General features: G+C 50.0%; 20 protein-coding genes. 10 read left to right on the forward strand and 10 right to left on the reverse strand.

Annotation, left to right across the window (positions count from 1 at the left end; translation table 11 throughout):
* Nucleotides 1-12: 12 nt before the first annotated feature.
* On the forward strand, nt 13-312 hold the full coding sequence (locus RYZ26_RS11285; RefSeq protein WP_317683314.1) for a hypothetical protein: 300 nt from the start codon (nt 13-15) through the stop codon (nt 310-312).
* Here RYZ26_RS11285 and RYZ26_RS11290 read toward each other — a convergent pair.
* From RYZ26_RS11290 to RYZ26_RS11305, 4 genes are read right to left on the reverse strand one after another with little or no spacing between them, the layout of a single operon-like run.
* A complete protein-coding gene (locus tag RYZ26_RS11290; protein ID WP_317683315.1) occupies nt 263-940 on the reverse strand; it encodes an HdaA/DnaA family protein in 678 nt (225 codons plus the stop codon). The genes RYZ26_RS11285 and RYZ26_RS11290 overlap by 50 nt on opposite strands.
* A 7-nt stretch (nt 941-947) precedes the next feature.
* Nucleotides 948-2,021, reverse strand: coding sequence for an AI-2E family transporter (locus RYZ26_RS11295; protein ID WP_317683316.1), 1,074 nt, complete (start codon nt 2,019-2,021; stop codon nt 948-950).
* A complete protein-coding gene (locus RYZ26_RS11300; RefSeq protein WP_317683317.1) occupies nt 2,022-2,588 on the reverse strand; it encodes a CDP-alcohol phosphatidyltransferase family protein in 567 nt (188 codons plus the stop codon). It lies immediately after the preceding gene.
* Entirely contained in the window at nt 2,585-3,688 is a 1,104-nt protein-coding gene (locus tag RYZ26_RS11305; protein ID WP_317683318.1) for a DUF2066 domain-containing protein, read from the reverse strand. The genes RYZ26_RS11300 and RYZ26_RS11305 overlap by 4 nt, the downstream gene beginning before the upstream one ends.
* A 178-nt stretch (nt 3,689-3,866) precedes the next feature.
* Between RYZ26_RS11305 and RYZ26_RS11310 the strand changes: the two genes are divergently transcribed.
* The 4 genes from RYZ26_RS11310 to RYZ26_RS11325 all read left to right on the forward strand — a co-directional run bounded on the left by RYZ26_RS11310 (nt 3,867) and on the right by RYZ26_RS11325 (nt 7,115).
* A complete protein-coding gene (locus RYZ26_RS11310; protein WP_317683319.1) occupies nt 3,867-4,049 on the forward strand; it encodes a hypothetical protein in 183 nt (60 codons plus the stop codon).
* 214 nt (nt 4,050-4,263) lie between these two features.
* Nucleotides 4,264-5,331 carry a phosphoribosylformylglycinamidine cyclo-ligase gene (purM, locus tag RYZ26_RS11315; RefSeq protein WP_317683320.1) on the forward strand — a complete coding sequence of 356 codons (1,068 nt, stop codon included), beginning with the start codon at nt 4,264-4,266 and terminating at the stop codon, nt 5,329-5,331.
* The gene (gene purN / locus RYZ26_RS11320; RefSeq protein WP_317683321.1) at nt 5,319-5,969 is read left to right on the forward strand and encodes a phosphoribosylglycinamide formyltransferase; all 651 of its coding nucleotides are present in this window, start codon (nt 5,319-5,321) and stop codon (nt 5,967-5,969) included. Before purM ends, purN begins: the two co-directional genes overlap by 13 nt.
* Before the next feature lie 66 nt (nt 5,970-6,035).
* The gene (locus tag RYZ26_RS11325; RefSeq protein ID WP_317683322.1) at nt 6,036-7,115 is read left to right on the forward strand and encodes a GGDEF domain-containing protein; all 1,080 of its coding nucleotides are present in this window, start codon (nt 6,036-6,038) and stop codon (nt 7,113-7,115) included.
* A gap of 154 nt (nt 7,116-7,269) precedes the next feature.
* Here RYZ26_RS11325 and ndk read toward each other — a convergent pair whose 3' ends face one another.
* The gene (gene ndk / locus RYZ26_RS11330; protein WP_317683323.1) at nt 7,270-7,692 is read right to left on the reverse strand and encodes a nucleoside-diphosphate kinase; all 423 of its coding nucleotides are present in this window, start codon (nt 7,690-7,692) and stop codon (nt 7,270-7,272) included.
* A gap of 169 nt (nt 7,693-7,861) precedes the next feature.
* On the opposite strand from ndk, the gene RYZ26_RS11335 reads away from it, so the two are divergent.
* Together RYZ26_RS11335 and RYZ26_RS11340 are read left to right on the forward strand one after the other, a co-directional pair.
* The gene (locus RYZ26_RS11335) at nt 7,862-9,742 is read left to right on the forward strand and encodes an ABC-F family ATP-binding cassette domain-containing protein (RefSeq protein WP_317683324.1); all 1,881 of its coding nucleotides are present in this window, start codon (nt 7,862-7,864) and stop codon (nt 9,740-9,742) included.
* A 73-nt stretch (nt 9,743-9,815) separates the two neighbouring features.
* Nucleotides 9,816-11,567, forward strand: a complete 1,752-nt coding sequence (locus tag RYZ26_RS11340; RefSeq protein WP_317683325.1) for a sensor histidine kinase — start codon at nt 9,816-9,818, stop codon at nt 11,565-11,567.
* Between the two features lie 6 nt (nt 11,568-11,573).
* On the opposite strand, the gene RYZ26_RS11345 is transcribed toward RYZ26_RS11340, so the two are convergent.
* Nucleotides 11,574-12,257 carry a DUF3047 domain-containing protein gene (locus tag RYZ26_RS11345; RefSeq protein ID WP_317683326.1) on the reverse strand — a complete coding sequence of 228 codons (684 nt, stop codon included), beginning with the start codon at nt 12,255-12,257 and terminating at the stop codon, nt 11,574-11,576.
* 155 nt (nt 12,258-12,412) lie between these two features.
* Between RYZ26_RS11345 and RYZ26_RS11350 the strand changes: the two genes are divergently transcribed.
* Nucleotides 12,413-13,729, forward strand: coding sequence for a solute carrier family 23 protein (locus RYZ26_RS11350; protein ID WP_317683327.1), 1,317 nt, complete (start codon nt 12,413-12,415; stop codon nt 13,727-13,729).
* A gap of 69 nt (nt 13,730-13,798) precedes the next feature.
* Here RYZ26_RS11350 and upp read toward each other — a convergent pair whose 3' ends face one another.
* Complete coding sequence (gene upp / locus RYZ26_RS11355) at nt 13,799-14,452, reverse strand: uracil phosphoribosyltransferase (RefSeq protein ID WP_317683328.1); 654 nt, start codon at nt 14,450-14,452, stop codon at nt 13,799-13,801.
* 133 nt (nt 14,453-14,585) lie between these two features.
* On the opposite strand from upp, the gene RYZ26_RS11360 reads away from it, so the two are divergent.
* Nucleotides 14,586-14,891 carry an STAS domain-containing protein gene (locus RYZ26_RS11360; protein WP_317683329.1) on the forward strand — a complete coding sequence of 102 codons (306 nt, stop codon included), beginning with the start codon at nt 14,586-14,588 and terminating at the stop codon, nt 14,889-14,891.
* An 11-nt stretch (nt 14,892-14,902) separates the two neighbouring features.
* Nucleotides 14,903-15,697 carry a helical backbone metal receptor gene (locus tag RYZ26_RS11365; protein WP_317683330.1) on the forward strand — a complete coding sequence of 265 codons (795 nt, stop codon included), beginning with the start codon at nt 14,903-14,905 and terminating at the stop codon, nt 15,695-15,697.
* Between the two features lie 100 nt (nt 15,698-15,797).
* Here RYZ26_RS11365 and RYZ26_RS11370 read toward each other — a convergent pair whose 3' ends face one another.
* From RYZ26_RS11370 to amrS, 3 genes are all read right to left on the reverse strand, one after another.
* Nucleotides 15,798-16,247, reverse strand: coding sequence for a DNA polymerase III subunit chi (locus RYZ26_RS11370; protein WP_317683331.1), 450 nt, complete (start codon nt 16,245-16,247; stop codon nt 15,798-15,800).
* A gap of 6 nt (nt 16,248-16,253) precedes the next feature.
* Nucleotides 16,254-17,762, reverse strand: a complete 1,509-nt coding sequence (locus RYZ26_RS11375; protein WP_317683332.1) for a leucyl aminopeptidase — start codon at nt 17,760-17,762, stop codon at nt 16,254-16,256.
* Between the two features lie 111 nt (nt 17,763-17,873).
* Entirely contained in the window at nt 17,874-18,944 is a 1,071-nt protein-coding gene (gene amrS / locus RYZ26_RS11380; RefSeq protein WP_317683333.1) for an AmmeMemoRadiSam system radical SAM enzyme, read from the reverse strand.
* Nucleotides 18,945-18,961: the final 17 nt, after the last annotated feature.

The following is an 18,961-nucleotide window of genomic DNA, read 5'->3' on the forward strand; positions in this document are numbered from 1 at the left end:
GGCGAGAAAAAAATGACTAATAAAAACAAGCCGACCCCCTACGTATGTCTTTTCATTTCCACATTCATGCTCAGTGGCTGTGCAGCCCCTCCTGCCCTGCAGGTGCTGTCTTTTGCCCTTGATGGAATTTCGTATATCGCAACGGACAAATCCGTTGCTGATCATGGACTCTCTGTGGTTGCCCAACGCGACTGCAAGATGCTACGCACCCTTCAGGGTGAAGAAATCTGTCAGAAAAATGAGCCTGAAAGTGATGAAATACTTACGCAGGCACAGATTGATCCTGCAGAACCGAACGCACTAGCGGAATAGTAATTTTCCGCTTCTGTGACAGGGATTGTCGATCAATCTCAGCGACCAGTGTCCTGGCCTGATCAAAGGATCGTTCCATGCGTGACAGCATGTAAGCACTGACGTCCGGTTCAATCTGTAACTGGCGATCAGAAAACAGCTTGATCACGACCGCCTCCATCAGGCGATCATCGGGCTGCCCGATCTCAATGGCGGGGGCTGTACCCATGCGCGAACGTAAATCAGGTAAGTTCACCTGCCAATCTGCAGGTGCAGATTTGGATGTAATCAGAATCTGCGCACCATTTTCCTTGGCGAAGTTATAAAGATGAAACAGCGCCTGTTCATGGTTTGCGAGAATACCGTCAATGTCATCCACCACGCCTGTGGTTGCTTGCCCCATCTGGGCATATGGGTCATTATCAGCCAAATCCAGCAGGACGGCACCTGTAGCCTGCCTGAACACTTCCGCCAGATGGGTCTTGCCGCAGCCCGCTTCACCATAGATCACCAGGAAGGGTGACGGCCAGTCCGGCCAGCGATCCAGCCACTGCACAGCCTGTGTGTTACAGTCACTCACCAGAAAATCGTCGCCCGACATGGACGGGCGAAAATCAAAATTCAGCGGCAGTTGCGGGTTCTGACTCACGGATGGGTTACTCGGACTTCTGTTTTGGTTGGCCGGAATATAGCGCACTTTCCAGATATTGCGAGAGGGCAAATCGCACCAATACTCCAATTACTGCGGCGACAGGCACTGCCAACAAAACGCCTGTAAATCCGGCAAAGCTGCCGCCTGCCATCAAGGCAAAGATCACCCAGACCGGATGCAAACCAACTTTTTCCCCCACAAGCTTGGGTGTCAGGAAATTACCTTCCATCACCTGACCAATGGCAAAAACACCCGCCACCAGCGCGATTTGCGTCGGATCACTAAACTGCACGACCGCAATGGCGATAGAGACCCCAAAGCCGACGATGGAGCCGAAATAAGGAATAAAAGAGATCAACCCCGCACCCAAACCAACCAACAGACCGAATTCCAGCCCCAGAATCGTCAGGCCTATGGCGTAGAAGGTGCCGAGGATAAAGCAGACACTTGCCTGCCCACGTACAAACCCGGCCAGAGTTTGATCAATCAACACAAACTGTTCACGGATCACCGGGGCATGTTTGACCGGAAGCCAGCCATTGATGCGCGCCACCAGCAAATCCCAGTCACGCAGCATGTAAAAGGTCACAAGGGGCGTCAGCACGAGAATAGAGATCACATCAAACAGGGCCGCCCCGCCACTGATCAGACGCTGGAAGATTTTGGCCGTCACATTAAATGCATGTTGAGCAAAAGAGGCAGCCGTTGCGCCGATCTCTTTCAAATTACTTTCAGACACGCCGGAAAACAGCTGGTTGATGACCGGTTCACTTAAAGAACGCAGATGATCCAGATAAGTCGGCACACGGCCCGCAAACCCAACGATCTGGCTGGTCAGGATGGGCAGAATTGCCGACAAAAGCCCCAGGGTGACGATAAAGAAAACAACTGTGATCACACTGGTTGCCCAGGTGCGCGATAGGCCCCATTCTTCCAGCTTATCTGCCACCGGATCAACGAAGTAAGCAACCAGCATCCCCGCAATAAACGGAGTCAGCACATCATGCAGCACATAAAGCAGTGCGATAAAGACAAGAAGGCCAATTCCCCAGATTTGTAACTGTCGTGTCGCCGTCATTTAACTGTTCCCATTTGCCTGACCAACTGTGATACCCCATTGATAGAGATAGATTGTTCCAGACAGCAAGGTGGTCATCGCTGTGACAAAAACCAAACCATCCACAAACAACTCCATCCCGTCAACCTGCAAACCATGCACGCCCAGCACACTGGACGCCAGTAAAATCTGAAAGGTTGTATTAATTTTACTGCTAAGGTTCGGTGCCATTTCGAGTTTGTGGGTCAGAACCTCGATCAAAAAGGCCCCTACCACAATGGCCAAGTCGCGAAATACCACCATAATTACCAGCCACAGGGGCAGGAAATCCTGAACGCCCAAGATCACAAACACACTGACCAGCATCAGCTTGTCCGCAATCGGGTCAAGAAAAGCGCCGATCTTGGTAAAAGCGTTTAACTTCTTTGCCAGATACCCGTCCAGCCCGTCACTGATCCCGGCAATGACAAAGACCCAGAAGGCCCAGTCCAGCTTGTGGATCAGCACCAGCCACACCATGAACGGCACGGCAATGATACGCCCCAATGTGATGATATTGGGGATATTCAGCCAGAAGACCTGACTCACGAACGGCTTCCCTCACCCAGATTGACCAAAGCCCAGCTTTCGCCCTGCACGGTCAAATCAAGGTCAACCTGACGCAAGGACCCGATTAATTGTTCCAGGTTGCCAATATAATGCAAATTCAGCTGCACCGTATCACGTGACAACAGGGCCAGTTCGGTACGTCGAACAACCGCCACCGTGCCCAGTCGTTTTTTCACATTGATCCATTCCTGCAGATTGCCAATGGTCAGATTAACAGGCAGCACATCAGCCACACCAAATTGCAGCAGATTATCCTGTTTCCAGGCTTCTTCAATGCCTTCGGATACCAGCATAGCAACCCGTTTCAAAAAAGCACCTGACGTTTCATTTTCAAGAGCAGTGATGCCGAGGTTTGTGGACCGTCCTGCATTTTTGCCGCCAATGCGGTTCACCACAAGGTCAATATCGGTTGGTTCCCCCGCAGTGTTGCGTCCGACCACAACCAATTGGGCAACCAACACGCCATTTACATCATAACGCGTCGCCATATTCTGCAAGGCTGCCTGATCCCCCGTTGCAGCCTGCTGTGCAGAAAGGCCGGAAATATCAGCCAGATCCCCCAATGGCAAGGCAATCGGCACCAGGCCGTTGTTCAAAGACAAGGAACTCCAGGCCGCGCTCCAGGGGTTTGGTTCATCCCAGAGGGACAGTTGTCCCGCATCATCAAAAAGCGGCAGAACCAAAACTGGCTTACTGATGGTTTCTGCAAAAGGAATGCCGCGCGCTTTCAACAGATTACGAATCGCATCCGGCTTAAAGTGATAGGTCAATGTGGCCAGATAGCGCACAGCCGATGTTTTTTCACCAGAAACCGAAAAATCACGGATATATTGCGGTTGATTGGCAGGTTCCACCCAGGGCAGGAAATCTTTATCTGCGCGCAGGGTCAAACGTTTCAACAGAATTTCAAAAGCACGGTTTTGACCGTCGCGTAGGGCCTGTTTACGTGCCTTTGTCACATTTTCCGCTGTGACATCCACATAAACCCCACTGATTTCGAACGGGCTTGCCGCATTTGCCCCGATTATCCCTAAAAACAGGGCAGAAATCACCACCATAAAACCGAATAACTGTCGCATTTTCTTATCATCTTTTGTCGTTTATCAACGCATATGACTGTTTTGCCCTGTTTTTCCAAACGATGCAAGGTATTGGCACCTAAGGACCCATTTCGTCATAAAACCATCATCACATCAGACTTGACTACCGCAGCGCAACATGGGACTATCGCAATGCAACATAAAAAGGAACTTTGCCATGAAAATGAGTGTAACACCTAAAGAAATTGCAGAACATCTGATTGACGAACTTGGTCACCAGCAAGCGATCGAAGCTTACCGTCATCACCTGAGCCGTTGCCGCGATTCCGAAACACAAGGGATCTGGACAAATATCGGTCAGGTTCTCGAATCGATCAATCCTGCGGAAAAGCGTCACTAAAAACGCGACACAATGTTGTAATGGACCAATCCTCCCCCCCTTTTTTGGGGTTCGGTTCATACATCAAGACAGCCGATAGAAACTTATTTCCATAAAGCAGCGCCACAGCGCGTTTTCTTCGTTGCAAACAAACTGTAATTCAGTATGTTCGGGGCGTTCAACATCCTGTATGTTGGACGCTCTTTTTACGTCCCACCAGAAGAAGGTTTAGGTCATGTCCGATCAAAAAGGTCTCACCTATAAAGATGCAGGCGTTGATATCGATGCCGGTAACGATTTGGTCGATGAGATCAAACCACTTGCGAAATCCACAAAACGTGCTGGCGTCATGGACGGCCTTGGCGGATTTGGGGCGTTTTTTGACCTGCGCGCTGCTGGCTATCAGGACCCGGTCCTTGTTTCCGGCACCGACGGCGTGGGCACAAAATTGAAAGTCGCCATTCTGGCCGACAAACATGACACCGTTGGTATCGACCTTGTGGCAATGTGCGTGAACGATCTGGTCGTTCAGGGTGCCGAGCCACTGTTGTTTCTTGACTACTACGCGACAGGCAAGCTCGATGTGGCTGCCGGGCGCGACATCATCAAAGGCATTGCAGAAGGCTGTAACCAGGCTGGCGCTGCCTTGATCGGCGGGGAAACCGCTGAAATGCCGGGCATGTATAGTGAAGGTGACTATGACCTTGCGGGTTTCTGCGTTGGCGCGGTTGAACGCGGCGAAGAACTGACAGGGGCAAACGTCAAAGAAGGCGACGTTGTTCTGGGTCTGGCGTCCAACGGTTTGCATTCCAACGGGTTCTCTCTGGTGCGCCGTGTTGTGGAAGCAGCTGGCCTTGATTACGCGCAACCTGCGCCGTTCGACAGCAGCCGTAACCTGGCAGAAGCTCTGCTGGACCCAACAAAAATTTACGTTAAATCCACACTGGCTGCGATCAAAGCAGGCGGCGTGAACGCATTGGCTCACATCACAGGCGGTGGTCTGGTTGAAAATATTCCACGTGTCCTGCCAGACGGTCTGGGTGTGGATATCGATGCTTCCACATGGAAGCTCCCGGCTGTCTTCAGCTGGCTGGCCGAAGCGGGCGGCATTGCCAACAACGAACTGGCGCGTACCTTTAACTGCGGCATCGGCATGTGTGTGATCGTAGATGCAGATAAAGTCGATGCGCTGACCAAAGTTCTGGAAGACGGTGGCGAGAGCGTCACCAACATCGGGACGGTTGTAAAGCGTGATGCAGGTGAACTGGTTGAAATCTCAGGTATCGAGACATGGCAAAATTAAGAGTCGCCGTTCTCATTTCCGGCAGTGGCAGTAACCTTCAGGCCCTTTTGGACATGTGCGGGGATGAAAATTCCCCGGCTGAGATCGTGCGCGTCATTTCAAACGTACCAAGCGCTTATGGGCTGGAACGTGCGAAAGAAGCGGGCGTTTCCACTATGGTCATTGACCATAAGAAATATGATGGCCGCGAAGCCTTTGAAGATGCGCTGCATCAAGTGCTCGATAGCGAAAATATCGAACTGATCTGTCTGGCTGGATTTATGCGTCTGTTGACCGACGGCTTTGTGCAGAAATGGAAAGATCGCCTGATCAACATCCACCCTGCCCTGCTGCCGTCTTTCAAAGGCCTGCATACCCACGAACGTGCCATCGAAGAAGGCGTGAAGTTCCACGGCGCGACCGTGCATTACGTGCGCCCGGCCATGGATGAAGGCCCAATCATCGTTCAGGCCTGCGTTCCGGTCATGCCGAACGATACCCCGGAAGACTTGGGTAAACGCGTTCTGAAACAGGAACATAAGATTTATCCCCTCGCCCTGAAACTGATTGCGGAACGCAAGGTGCGCGTTTCCGGCGAGAAAGTCGTTTATAACGGCGTGGATAATCTGATGGACAGCGTGATCAACCCGGAAGGCTGATCTTTAAAGCTTGAATATTTTCTCCCTCCAACACACTTTAACTAAAGAGTTTGTGTTGGAGGAAGAATGTTAATCGCACCGATCCCTGAAAATGAAGCCGAACGGCTTAAATCACTGGAAGATATGGATATCCTCTCCACCGCGCGTGAAGGAGATTTGGACCGTATTACCCGGCTTGCACAACAGTTCTTTGATATAGAAATCGCGCTAATCTCCCTCATCGACAAGGACCGCCAGTGGTTTAAATCCCGCGTCGGGCTTGATGCGACAGAAACAGGGCGTGATATCTCTTTTTGCGGTCACGCCATCATGGAAGACCGTGTTCTTCTGGTCGAAAATGCATTGGAAGATAGCCGTTTTGCCGATAATCCACTGGTCACAGGCGGGCCAGAAATCCGCTTTTATGCCGGACACCCACTGACAAACGCCGAGGGCTTTCGCATCGGTACGCTGTGTATGATTTCGCCAGAAGCAAGAAAGTTCAGCCTTGGCGACCAAGATGCCTTAAAAGATTTTGCGCGCCTCGCCGAACTGGTCATGGAAAACCGATCTTTAAGCGAAACACAAGCTGCACTTTTGAAAAAGCTCAAGAATGCCGAACGCGATAACCTGATTGATCCGCTGACAGGCCTTTGGAACATGCAGGGCTTCGATTTGTTTTATGAGCGGGAGTCCGAGCGTACGTATGACGAGGATAAATCTTTCGCCGTCGGCCTTATTAATCTGGATCAGGCCCAACAGGTCAAAGAAGAGTTTGGCGACGAACTGCTGGAAGAAGTCATCAAACACGGCGCGAGCGTGCTGGTTTCTGCCACGCAAGTCTATGATACGGTCGCAAAGTTCGATGATACCACCTTCATCATCATCATCCCTGATGTGCTGGAAACCGATCTCAACAAAACCGCCCAAAAAATCGTGCGCACCTTCAAAGAAAACGACAAGTTCACCCTGTCTAACGGCGAAAGCGCCTTTGGGGCCAGTGTGGGGATTACGTTTGTGTCTTCATCACTTAAGGCTGCAGACTTAAAAGCCAGCGTCCTGAACCAAGCCCAATCCGCCCTCCATCAAGCCATTGAAAAAGGCGGAACGCAAGCTGTGATCAACAATATGGATGATCAGGTTTTGAAGAGTTTGTCTTTGAGCTGACGCACCTCACGCCTTCCACCCTGATGGCGCAACACGTGCCCCATGACGAATTGAGTGGTGTGCAGGGATGAGGGCAGTCTCCAAACAACAAAAAACGGCGCCTCCCCTTTGGGAAGCACCGTTTTTCTATTCGTCAGGTATCTGAAAGATCAGATTAGCCAACCAGTTCGCATTTGGAGAAGAAATAAGCGATTTCTTCTGCAGCGGTTTCTGGGGCGTCAGAGCCGTGAACACTGTTTTCCTGAACGTCGATAGCGAAATCTTTGCGGATTGTGCCTTCGTCAGCGTTTGCAGGGTTTGTTGCGCCCATGATTTCGCGGTTGGCGAGGATAGCGTTTTCGCCTTCCAGAACTTGTACAACAACAGGTTCGGACATCATGTACTCAACCAGTTCACCGAAGAAAGAACGCTCAGCGTGAACAGCGTAGAAGCCTTCAGCCTGTTTCTTTGTCAGGTGGATACGCTTGGAAGCAACAACGCGAAGACCTTTTTCTTCGAAACGTGCAACGATTTGACCAGTCAAGTTGCGACGCGTTGCGTCCGGCTTGATGATAGACAGTGTTTGTTCGATAGCCATAACAGGGTAGCCCCTTTAAATATATTGAATCTCTGTGAAGTCTCAAAACGCGAAGCCATGAGACAAAAGTGCGCGCCTTATACAGTGTCGAAACAAATATTGCAACTGCACAATTATTAAATCGAACTTTGATGGTGAATTGCCTAGAAAATATGCTAAAAGCTGGGCCATGTTACATATCAACGATCTGACATACCGCATTGGCGGGCGTATGCTGTTTGACCAAGCCACCGTTGTGGTTCCGGCGGGTCATAAGGTGGGGCTTGTGGGCAAAAACGGCACGGGCAAGTCCACTTTGTTTAAACTGATCCTGGAAGAGGTCTCTCCGGACGATGGCGTGCTCAGCGTTCAACGTCGTGCCCGTGTGGGACGAGTCGCACAGGAAGCCCCAACAGGCAATGACAGTCTAATTGATACCGTCTTAAAAGCCGATCTTGAGCGTGACAGCCTGTTAAAAGAGGCCGAGACTTGCATCGAACCAAACCGCATCGGGGAAATTCATGCCCGCCTCGCCGATATCGATGCTCATACCGCGCCTGCGCGCGCCGCCACCATTTTGGGTGGCCTGGGGTTTGATCACGAAGCCCAGCAACGCCCCTGTTCTGATTTTTCAGGCGGCTGGCAGATGCGTGTGGCATTGGCAGCCGCCCTTTTTGCCAAGCCTGATCTGTTGCTACTGGATGAGCCCACCAACCACCTGGACCTCGAAGCCGTCATGTGGCTGGAGGAATATCTGAAACGTTATCAGGGTACCATTCTGGTCATCAGCCACGAACGTACACTTCTAAATAATGTGGTGGATGAGATCATTCATCTGGAACATTGCAAGCTGACCCGTTATGGCGGCAATTACGATACGTTTGAGAAAACACGGCGCGAAAAGCTCGCCCTCGTCGCCAAGGCGCAATCCAAGCAACTGGCTCAACGCAAACACCTGCAAAGCTTTATTGATCGTTTCAAAGCCAAGGCAACCAAGGCCAAACAGGCCCAAAGCCGGGTCAAGATGCTGGAACGCATGGAACCTATTGCGTCTGTGATGGAGGAAAAGACCTATTCCTTCAACTTCCCGGACCCGGAACCGCTATCCTCCCCCCTGATTTCTATGGAAGACACAAGCGCAGGCTATGAGCCGGGCAAACCGATCCTGAAAAAACTGTCCCTGCGCGTCGATATGGATGACCGGATTGCACTTTTGGGGGCAAACGGCAATGGTAAATCGACCCTGATCAAACTGCTGTCGTCCCGCCTTGCCCCGCTGGAAGGACAGGTGCGTAAATCTTCCAAGCTGAAAATCGGCTATTTCGCCCAGCATCAGACCGATGAATTAAACGTCAGCAAGACCCCTTATGATCATATGGCTCAACTGATGCCTGATGCGGTGGAATCAAAAGTCCGTGCCCAGCTGGGCCGCTTTGGCTTTGAAGGCGATAAAGCAGATAGCAAGATCGAAAAACTATCAGGTGGCGAAAAAGCACGTCTTTTGTTTGCACTGATGAGCTTTGAAGCCCCGCATCTGATGTTTCTGGACGAACCGACCAACCACCTGGATGTGGATAGCCGCGAAGCTTTGGTTCAGGCTATCAACACTTATGATGGCGCTGTGGTGATGGTCAGTCACGATCCGCACTTGCTGGAACTGACCTGTGATCGTCTGTGGATCGTTGAAAATGGCGGCTGTCGTGCGTTCGAAGGTGATCTGGAAGAATATAAACGCCAGCTGATCGAAAGCCGAAAACCGGAAAAGAAAACACCTTCGTCAGGGGACCAAGGTTCAACCAACCAGAAAAAAGCCAGCCGTCAGGACCGCGCCGCCCAACGTGCTGCCCAGGCCCCATTGCGCAAAGCCGCGAAAGAGGCAGAGAAAAAGGTGGAAGCATTCACCGCAGAGAAAGAAAAGCTGGAAATCAAATTGGCTGATCCCAAAATATACGAAGGCCCGAGTGAGAAACTTCAGGCCCTGCAGATCAAATTAGGTGAGGTTAATTCCGCATTGGAAGAAGCCGAAATGGAATGGCTGGAAGCTGCAGAAGCGTTGGAAAATGCTGATTAAACAGTGGATTTCTTTGTCGCTTATGCATACTATATATAAATCAAAGAGTTAGTTTTAATTTCGAATTAATTTTATGAACTCTAATGTACGAGAAACAGAAGGCAAACCCATGCCTTCCAGAGGTGTCTCTGCTGGCACCATATATGTTGTCTGGGCACTGCTGTTATTGGCAGTGATTTTTGTCACGTTTCATATCCTGAAAAGTCAGAAACAGGACATTTTCGACAGGCACATCGAAAAAACCGGACAGATCTCACGCTTTTATGCGGAACATTTCAATGACACCGCCAGATATGCCGATGATTACATCAAAACCGTTCGCCGTATCTTTCTAAAAAATAATGACCTTAACGCCGTTCGCGACTATATGGCCGCCATTGCGCCCAACACCAACATTCTATCCCATATTACGATCATGGATAAAAATGCTGTTCCCATCCTGATCTCCAACGGGTTGAAAGAGCGCAAGATCAACCCCGGCACCCACGCACGTGATCGAACCTATTTCAAGCATCAAAAAGAACATTACGCCGAAGACCGTCCCTATTTTTCCGATGCGAAAAAGGGCCGCAACACCGGCCTGGTCACCATCCGACTGGTGCGCCCGATTGTTGACCGCAACGGGGACTTCAACGGCTTGATCTTTGCGGCGATCAAAGAAGAACAGCTTTTACAATTCTATGACCAACAGCAACTGGGCGATCAAAGCACAGCTTCCCTCGTCGGGATGGATAAACGCCTGCGGTTTCGCAAATCAGCCGAAGGGCTATTGGGCGTTGGTCAGGATATCTCTCAATCCCAATTGTGGGATAAAATCAAAGCATCACCCAGTGGCGTCTATAAACAAAAAAGCGTGGTCGATGGCATTACCCGCTATTGGGAATATAACCTGATCCCCGAATACGATCTTGTCGGCGTGATTTCTATTGCTGAAAGTGATCTTCTGAAAGAAACACAGGACACGCAGCAACAGACCCTGTTTATCGCTCTTCTCGCCGTTTTGGTGATCTGCGGGCTTTCATTTTCCGTCCTGCGCGGCATTAAAACGACCGAGCTTTACGCCGAAATTGGCAACCATATCAAGATGGAAGAAGAACTACGCCATGAAATGATGCTGGCAAAAAAGGCTCATGATGCCCAAAATGCCTTTTTGTCGCAGATGAGCCATGAGTTGCGCACACCACTGAATTCCATTCTGGGCTTTACCCAATTGTTGGCGCTGAACGGAAAAGACAATCTGGATGCCAAACAGCAAAATGCCCTGCAACATATCAATGAAAGCGGTACCTATCTGCTGGAACTGATTGAAAAGGTTCTGGATTTTGGTCAAATCCAGTCAGATGGCGTTGAGATTATCACCGAAAATGCGGAACTCGGTCCGCTTCTAAAAGACAGCCTGCGCATGATCAAAACCCGCATGCGCGACAAGCAGATCAAGCTACATAAATCCTATGACGGACTGGAACAGCAATTGGTCCAGGTCGATGAAACCCGCACCAAGCAGATTTTGCTCAACCTGCTGTCCAATGCGGTTAAATATAATGTGGAAGGCGGCAGCGTCGCCATCGAACTGGTGGAAACAGAAGATGACCACATTCGCGTCAAAATCAGAGACACGGGCATTGGTATTTCAGAAGAACACCAACCGTTTCTTTTTGAACCTTTCAAACGCTTGGGTCAGGAAAACAGTACCATTGAAGGCACAGGTGTCGGCCTGACCATCTGCAAACATCTGTGCGAGCGCATGGATGCCAGATTGGGTTATAAAAGCGAAGAAGGTGTCGGCAGCACATTCTGGATCGATCTTAAAAAAGCACGGAGCTAAAACAGATTATTCAAACCGAATATTCTTCACCCAACCCAAGCTCATGACCTTGCTATCATCACTGTCGGCTGAAATGGCAATTTGATAGGGTTTGTTGGCAGGCTCGCCAAAAATCCGTTCATAATCTTTGGCGACATCGACTTGCTGTTCAAACCACTGGCCGTTCGAAGTACCTGCTTTTTGTAACGCAATCAACGCCCCTGCACTTTTAAGATACGGGCTTTCAATGATCGCACCCGGTTCTTCATCCCCGCCCCAGACGTAGGAGATCACGCGGCCCGGTGTATCTTCCCCTTTAAAGGCCACGACCAGATCACGTGTAAAACGTTCCCAGAATCCTGCACGTTCATAATCAAAGGGAAAACTGACATATAAAGCAAGGGAACGATCATCCTTGCCCTTCACACTTAAATCGGTGACAGGTACCGATTTATCCACCTTCCACGACCAGGACAATTTGGGGGTCTTAGCCAGATCAACATCCAGTGGCTTATAGAGCAAGGAAACACTTTCGTCACTGCCAACCACAATGGCGCCATCGCTTTGGGCGGCAAAGGTGTTGGGCTTTTTGCCGTCAAACAACAGTTCCAGCCATCCGGCCTCTTTCAGCAAAACATCTTTTGGCGCTTCCTGTGCAACAGCTGGTAAGGAAAAAACCATCCATCCGAAAAAAATAATCGCAATGCGCATTATCGTCTCCATATACACCACTTGACCGAGACGGGAGGATAGCAGGTTTTTGGATGATTCAAAACTTACCTATTTACTTGGACGTCACAAAATCTTAACCTCTCGGTCAATTTTATCCTAAAAGTCCCTATTTCATTTTGAACAAGAGAGAGACGATGAGCCAAGATCATCACATTGTTCTGGATGTCCACGAGCGCCCGACCCCGGGCTTATGGATCATTCTAAGTGCACAGCACCTGTTTGCCATGTTTGGCGCCACCATCCTTGTCCCCTTCCTGACAGGCCTGAACCCGTCGGTTGCGCTTGTCAGCAGTGGTGTTGGGACGCTTTTGTATATCATCTGCACACGCGGTAAAATCCCCGCCTATCTGGGCTCCAGTTTTGCCTTTATCGGCCCGATCATTGCCGCTTCACAAATTGAAGGCATCGGTTCAGCAGGCGCATTGGTTGGCTGTATTTCAGCGGGTCTGGTCTATGTAGCTGTCTCCATCCTAATCCATTTCTTTGGCGTCAAATGGCTGATGCGCCTTCTGCCGCCTGTTGTGGTAGGTCCGGTGATTATGGTCATCGGTCTGGGTCTGGCTTCCGTTGCCATCAACATGGCGATGAATGATCCCGCCACGCAGCAATATAGCACCCTGCATTTCGGAATTGCCTTGTTTACATTGCTGGTCACCATCCTGTGTTCTGTCTTCATGCGCGGTGTCTTTGCCCTGGTGCCGATCCTGTTCGGGATTGTGTCAGGTTATGTCGTCAGCCTTTTCCTGGGTCTGATCGATTTTTCGAAAGTCGCCGAAGCCCCGCTATTTGTGGTGCCTGACTTCACTTTCGCCTTTATCTCAGAAGGTTCTATTTTGACCATCACGGCTGTTGCTTTGATTGCTCCTGTGGCTTTTGTGACCATTGCTGAGCATATTGGCGACCAGATGGTTCTGTCTAAAGTCACAGGGCGTAACTTCCTGGAAGAACCCGGCCTGCATCGCTCGCTCCTCGGCGATGGCCTTGCAACCATCCTGGCCGCTTTCATCGGAGGTCCACCTAATACGACTTATGGGGAAAACATTGGGGTGATTGCCATTACCCGTGTGATGTCCGTCTTTGTTGTGGGTGGTGCGGCTTGTATCGCCATTGTCTTTGGTTTTATGGGCACCATCAGTGCCTTGATCCAGACCATTCCGGTTCCGGTTATGGGCGGCGTTGCCATCCTGCTGTTTGGTGTGATTGCCTCCAGCGGTCTGCGTATGCTGATTGACCGTCGCGTTGACTTTGGCATGAAGCGCAACCTGATCATTTCTTCCGTAATCCTGGTGATCGGGATTGGGGGCGCGTTCATCCAATTTTCCGGTGACTTCAAGATCGCAGGCATGGCGCTTGCGACCATCGTCGGCCTGATCCTGAATGCGATCCTGCCCGGACGTGAAGAAGCCGAAGCTGGCGGGTCTATCTTCTCTCAGGAAGATCCGGCTGAATAAGCATTAAAGACACAAAAAAAGGGGGCGCTTCGGATCAATCGAAGCGCCCCTTTTTTTATATCCTGTTACTTAAAGCGTACCGAACAAACGATCACCGGCATCACCCAGACCAGGAACGATATAAGCTTTTTCATTCAAATGACTATCCAGTGATGCTGTGTAAACCTGCACCTCTGGATGTTCTTTTTCAAACACATGCATACCTTCAGGCGCTGCCACCAGTACCAGCATGCGGATGTCTTTATCTTCCACACCAGCGCGATTCAAAACATCGACCGCATAAGCAGCTGAATGACCAGTTGCCAACATCGGATCACACAGAATAAACGTACGTCCTTCTACTTCCGGCAATTTCACCAGATATTCCACCGGGCGCTTTGTTTCCGGATCACGATAAAGCCCCACATGACCAACCCGTGCAGACGGCATCAGTTGCAGCAAACCATCCGACATGCCCTGGCCTGCACGCAGGATTGGTACAACGGCAACTTTGCGCCCTTCCAGAACAGGTGCATCCGGCACATGAACCACAGGCGTATCAATCGCTTCGCCCGTCAACGGCAAATCGCGTGTAAGCTCATAGCCCATCAACATGGAGATTTCGATCAGCAACGCCCGGAAGGTCTTGGTTGACGTTTCTTTATTGCGCATATGGGTCAGTTTATGTTGGATCAGCGGGTGATCAACGACGCATAAGTTTTGAAAATCGGGGTGCTTGAACATAAGTCATAAACCTGTCTAATTGGTCAGAAAATTTTTTATTTCATAGCATCTGCAATATGTGATTGCAATTCATTGCGTATTGCATAAATTAACATAATTAAATTTAAATAAAGAAAGAAGATGGAACAACGATATGGAATATTCATTGCTGGATAAAGGAACCAAAAAACACGTGGTTTTTTATGGCAACATTGTTCCCTCCTCACGCGCAAAATTCCTGGAAATGGCAAAGAACCTTCAAACTTCTGAACAAAAACAATGGGTTCTGGAAGTTGACGAGCTGGACTACATCGATTCAGCCGGACTTGGCATGTTTATCGAGTTCAATGAGAAAGCCCAAGAATCTGGTATTTCTGTCGCTTTGTCCGGTGCCCAGGGCGTGGTCAAACGCATGTTTGAACTATCCAAATTCAACGAACTTTTCGAAATTGTTGACTAAGGTTTCGCCCTTTGTTTATTGACGCCATTGGACAAACCCACGAACAGGCGAACAATCCACGCATTCTTTCCCTTGTTCCGAGCATTACCGAACTTCTGTTCGATCTAGACCTGGCCGAGTCGGTCGTGGGTCGCACCGCCTTCTGCGTCCATCCCAAAGAAAGCGTCAAATCGGTAAAAAGCATTGGCGGGACCAAACAGGTCAATATGGATAAAGTGATGGCAATTGATGCCACGCACCTGATCGTCAATATCGATGAAAACCCGAAAGAGCTGGTGGATGAACTAAAAACGTTTATCCCCAATATCATCGTCACCCACCCAAATCGCCCGGAAGATAATGTTCACCTCTATCAGATGCTGGGCAATATCTTTGATCGGCGCGACCAGGCCGCGCGTTTAATCAGCGAACTGCAGGCGGCCAATACACACACCCAGATGGCAGCAATGGACCTGGAAGAAAAAAAGGTCCTTTATTTCATCTGGAAAGACCCATGGATGACCATCTCCACCGACACATATATTTCAAGGTCGCTGGCCAGTGTGAAACTGAAAACCATTCCAACTGAATCCGACCGACGTTACCCCGAGGTTGATCTGGAAAGCGGGATTTTGGATGAAGCCGACGCCATTTTATTCTCGTCTGAACCGTTTCTTTTCAAGTTAGATCATCTGAAAGAGTTTTCAGAAACGCACAACCTGCCCCTGGAAAAGCTGCATATCATCGATGGGGAAATGACAAGCTGGTACGGCAGTCGCGCCATCTCAGGTCTTCGGTATCTGGTTGAGTTTGCGAAGAAACTTTAGTGCCTGTGTCCCGGCACAGGCCGGGACCTTTTAGAGGTCACACTCTGCCCTAGAGAGACCCCGGCCTTCGCCGGGGAAAATAATTCATCAAAATGCGGACTTAAGCCTTCTTCTCCCACCCACCGGTATCCGTCTGCTGCCAGTAGGTCAGATCATGACCTGCATCTTTAAAGACTTTCCATTGCTGGCGCGCTTTTTGGACAGCATTGTCAAACCGTCCATCAAACACCACAAAGCAGCGCTCAAAATCAGCCAATCCCGGATTTTCCATCCCATCCGTTAAAAACAGGAAACTTGCCCCATTTTCATTATCGGCTGTCGGCGTAATCCAGATCGGTTGTTTATCCGGATTGCCGTCCTTGGCACTGCCATGGGGCAGCCAGCTATCCGCCTGATAGGTCCAAAGGTCATTGGTCAGACTTTCGGCCTTTTCAGGGCTTCCCACCTGAACGAGGGCGCGTTTTCCCACCTGCAGGGTTTTTTCCAGCAGTTTGGGCAAAGCCTGTTCCAAAGAAAATTTGGTCAGGTGGTAAAACGCGATGTCACTCACTTAAACTTAGCCTTCGTAATATTCTGCAACCAGGTTATCCAGCAAACGCACACCATAACCAGTGCCGCCTTTTGGCGTGGTTGGCTTGTCTTTGTTGGACCAGGCCATGCCCGCAATATCAATATGCGCCCAGACTGTTTCTTTATCGATGAAACGCTCCAGGAATTTGGCTGCTGTGATACTGCCGCCAAAACGACCGCCTGTATTTTTCATATCCGCAATCTGGGACTTGATGGCGTCGTCATAGGCTGCATCCATTGGGAACGGCCAGACTTTGTCACCAGTGGCTTCCCCACATTTTTTCAGACGGTCTGCCAGTTCATCATTATTGGCAAAGACCCCTGCGCGTTCATGTGCAAGCGACACCAGGATCGCCCCTGTCAAAGTCGCAAGGTTGATCAATGTCTTTGGTGCAAATTCCTGTTGCGTATAGGTCAGCGCATCAGCCAGAACCAGACGGCCTTCCGCATCCGTGTTGATCACTTCAATCGTCTGACCGGACATGGATGTCACCACGTCACCCGGACGTTGCGCGTTACCATCAGGCATATTTTCCACAAGGCCAATCACACCAACCGCATTGACGTTGGCTTTACGCGCAGCCAATGCTTTCATCAGTCCTGTGACAGCACCAGCGCCGCCCATGTCCCATTTCATGTCTTCCATGCCAACAGCAGGCTTGATGCTGATCCCGCCTGTATCAAAGGTCACGCCTTTACCGACAAAAGCGATTTGCGTCGCCTGGGCTTTACGGCCCTTGCCTTGCTGACCGTTCCAGCGCATGGTCACCATCTTGGATTCCCGCACACTGCCCTGGCCGACGCCCAACAATGCACCCATGCCCAGCTTTTTCATTTCCGCTTCGCCCATGACGCTGACTTCAACGCCAAGCTCTGTCATTTCCTGACAGATATTTGCAAAGCTTTCCGGATAAAGAATATTGGCAGGCTCTGACACCAGATTACGCGTCAGGAAAATACCACCGGAGATTTTTTCCAGCGTATCAAAGGCTTTGCGCGCACGACCACCACTTGGAGTAAGGATTTTCAGCGCACGGATGGATGGCTTTTTATCCGCTTCTTCCTTGGTGCGATACTTATCAAAACGAAAAGATCGCAGCAGCGCCCCAAAGGCGATATGAGCTGCCTGTTCCCAAACACGACCTGCCGCATCATCAACCGCGTCAAAAGCGATAGAAACCGTGCGTGGCTGTTTTGGGGCAAGTGCCATATAGATAGTGCCACCGATTTTTTCTGCACCCAGCAGATCAAGCTTTTCCGGCTTGCCCGCGCCGATCAGAATGACACGTTCCAGACGGGACCCGTTTGGTGCGATGACCGGAACGATTTCCCCCGGTTTCCCCTTAAATTTTGCAATTTTTGCAGCACGCGACAATGTGCCATCAATGGCTTTATCAATTGCTTGTGCGCTATCGGACAGTTCGCCACCTTCATAACCCATAACCACCAAAACACCTGTTTCTGGCAAGCCTGGTTTTGTGAACGAAATTTTCATGGGGGACCTCTTGTTGTTCTTTGTGTAATTTTCCCTAAGTTAGCCCGAAGCGCGCCCAAGGAAAACCATATTTTTTATAAGTTTTTAGTATGAGGTGCAAAAAACACCTTTTCATTGCGATTTAAATCGCAAAGGGACCCGTTTTCGCCCCCAATCCCCGGCAGGCCCATCAAAACGCCCGGCACATTTGGTCCCGCAATTGAGACATTCCCCCGCCTCGTTGACCTTCCATTCACTTAATTCGTACCAGTCACGTTTGATCAAGACCTCACCACAATTATGACAATAGGTCGTATCCCCTTCTTCGTGATGAACGTTACCCGTATAGGCATAGCGCACCCCGTTTTTAATGGCGATCTCACGCGCACGAATTAAAGTTTCAGCAGGCGTACGGGGTCTATCGGTCATTTTCCAGTCGGGATGAAAAGCGCTGAAATGCATAGGCACATCACCGCCCAGTTCTTTCACCACCCAACGCGTCATCTCATCAATTTCTTCCGGCCCGTCATTTTCACCGGGGATCAAAAGGTCCGTGATCTCAAACCAGACATCGGTTTCATGTTTCAGATAGACCAATGTTTCCAGCACATTATCCAGGTCCGCACTGCAGAGCTTATAATAAAATTCCTGAGTAAAAGCTTTCAAATCCACATTGGCCGCATCCATATGCGCAAAGAATTCTTTGCGGGCTTCCTCATGGATATAGCCTGCGGTTACAGCCACAGTCTTTATTCCAACCTCCCGACACGCCTTTGCCACATCCACTGCATATTCAAGAAAGATCACCGGATCGTTATAAGTAAAAGCAACAGATTTGCACTTGGTCTGAAGACAGGCCTGTGCAATGGCTTTAGGATTGGCCTTGGTCTGTAATTTGTCAAATTCCCGGGATTTGGAAATATCGTGGTTCTGGCAAAACTTGCAGGTCAGATTACAACCCGCTGTGCCAAAAGAAAGAATGGGCGTGCCCGGATAGAAATGATTGAGCGGCTTTTTTTCAATCGGATCAATACAAAAACCACTGGATCGTCCATAGGTCGTCAACGCCATCTTGCCATCGATATTAGCGCGCACAAAACACAGCCCGCGCTGCCCCGGCTTGATCTTGCAGTCACGCGGACACAGGTCGCACTGAATGCGTCCATCTTCAAGGGTATGCCAGTATCGTCCCGGAACGTTCATGACCTGTCTCTGCTTTA

Origin of the sequence: Terasakiella sediminum (genome assembly GCF_033100395.1) — a bacterium.
Lineage (GTDB): Bacteria > Pseudomonadota > Alphaproteobacteria > Rhodospirillales > Terasakiellaceae > Terasakiella.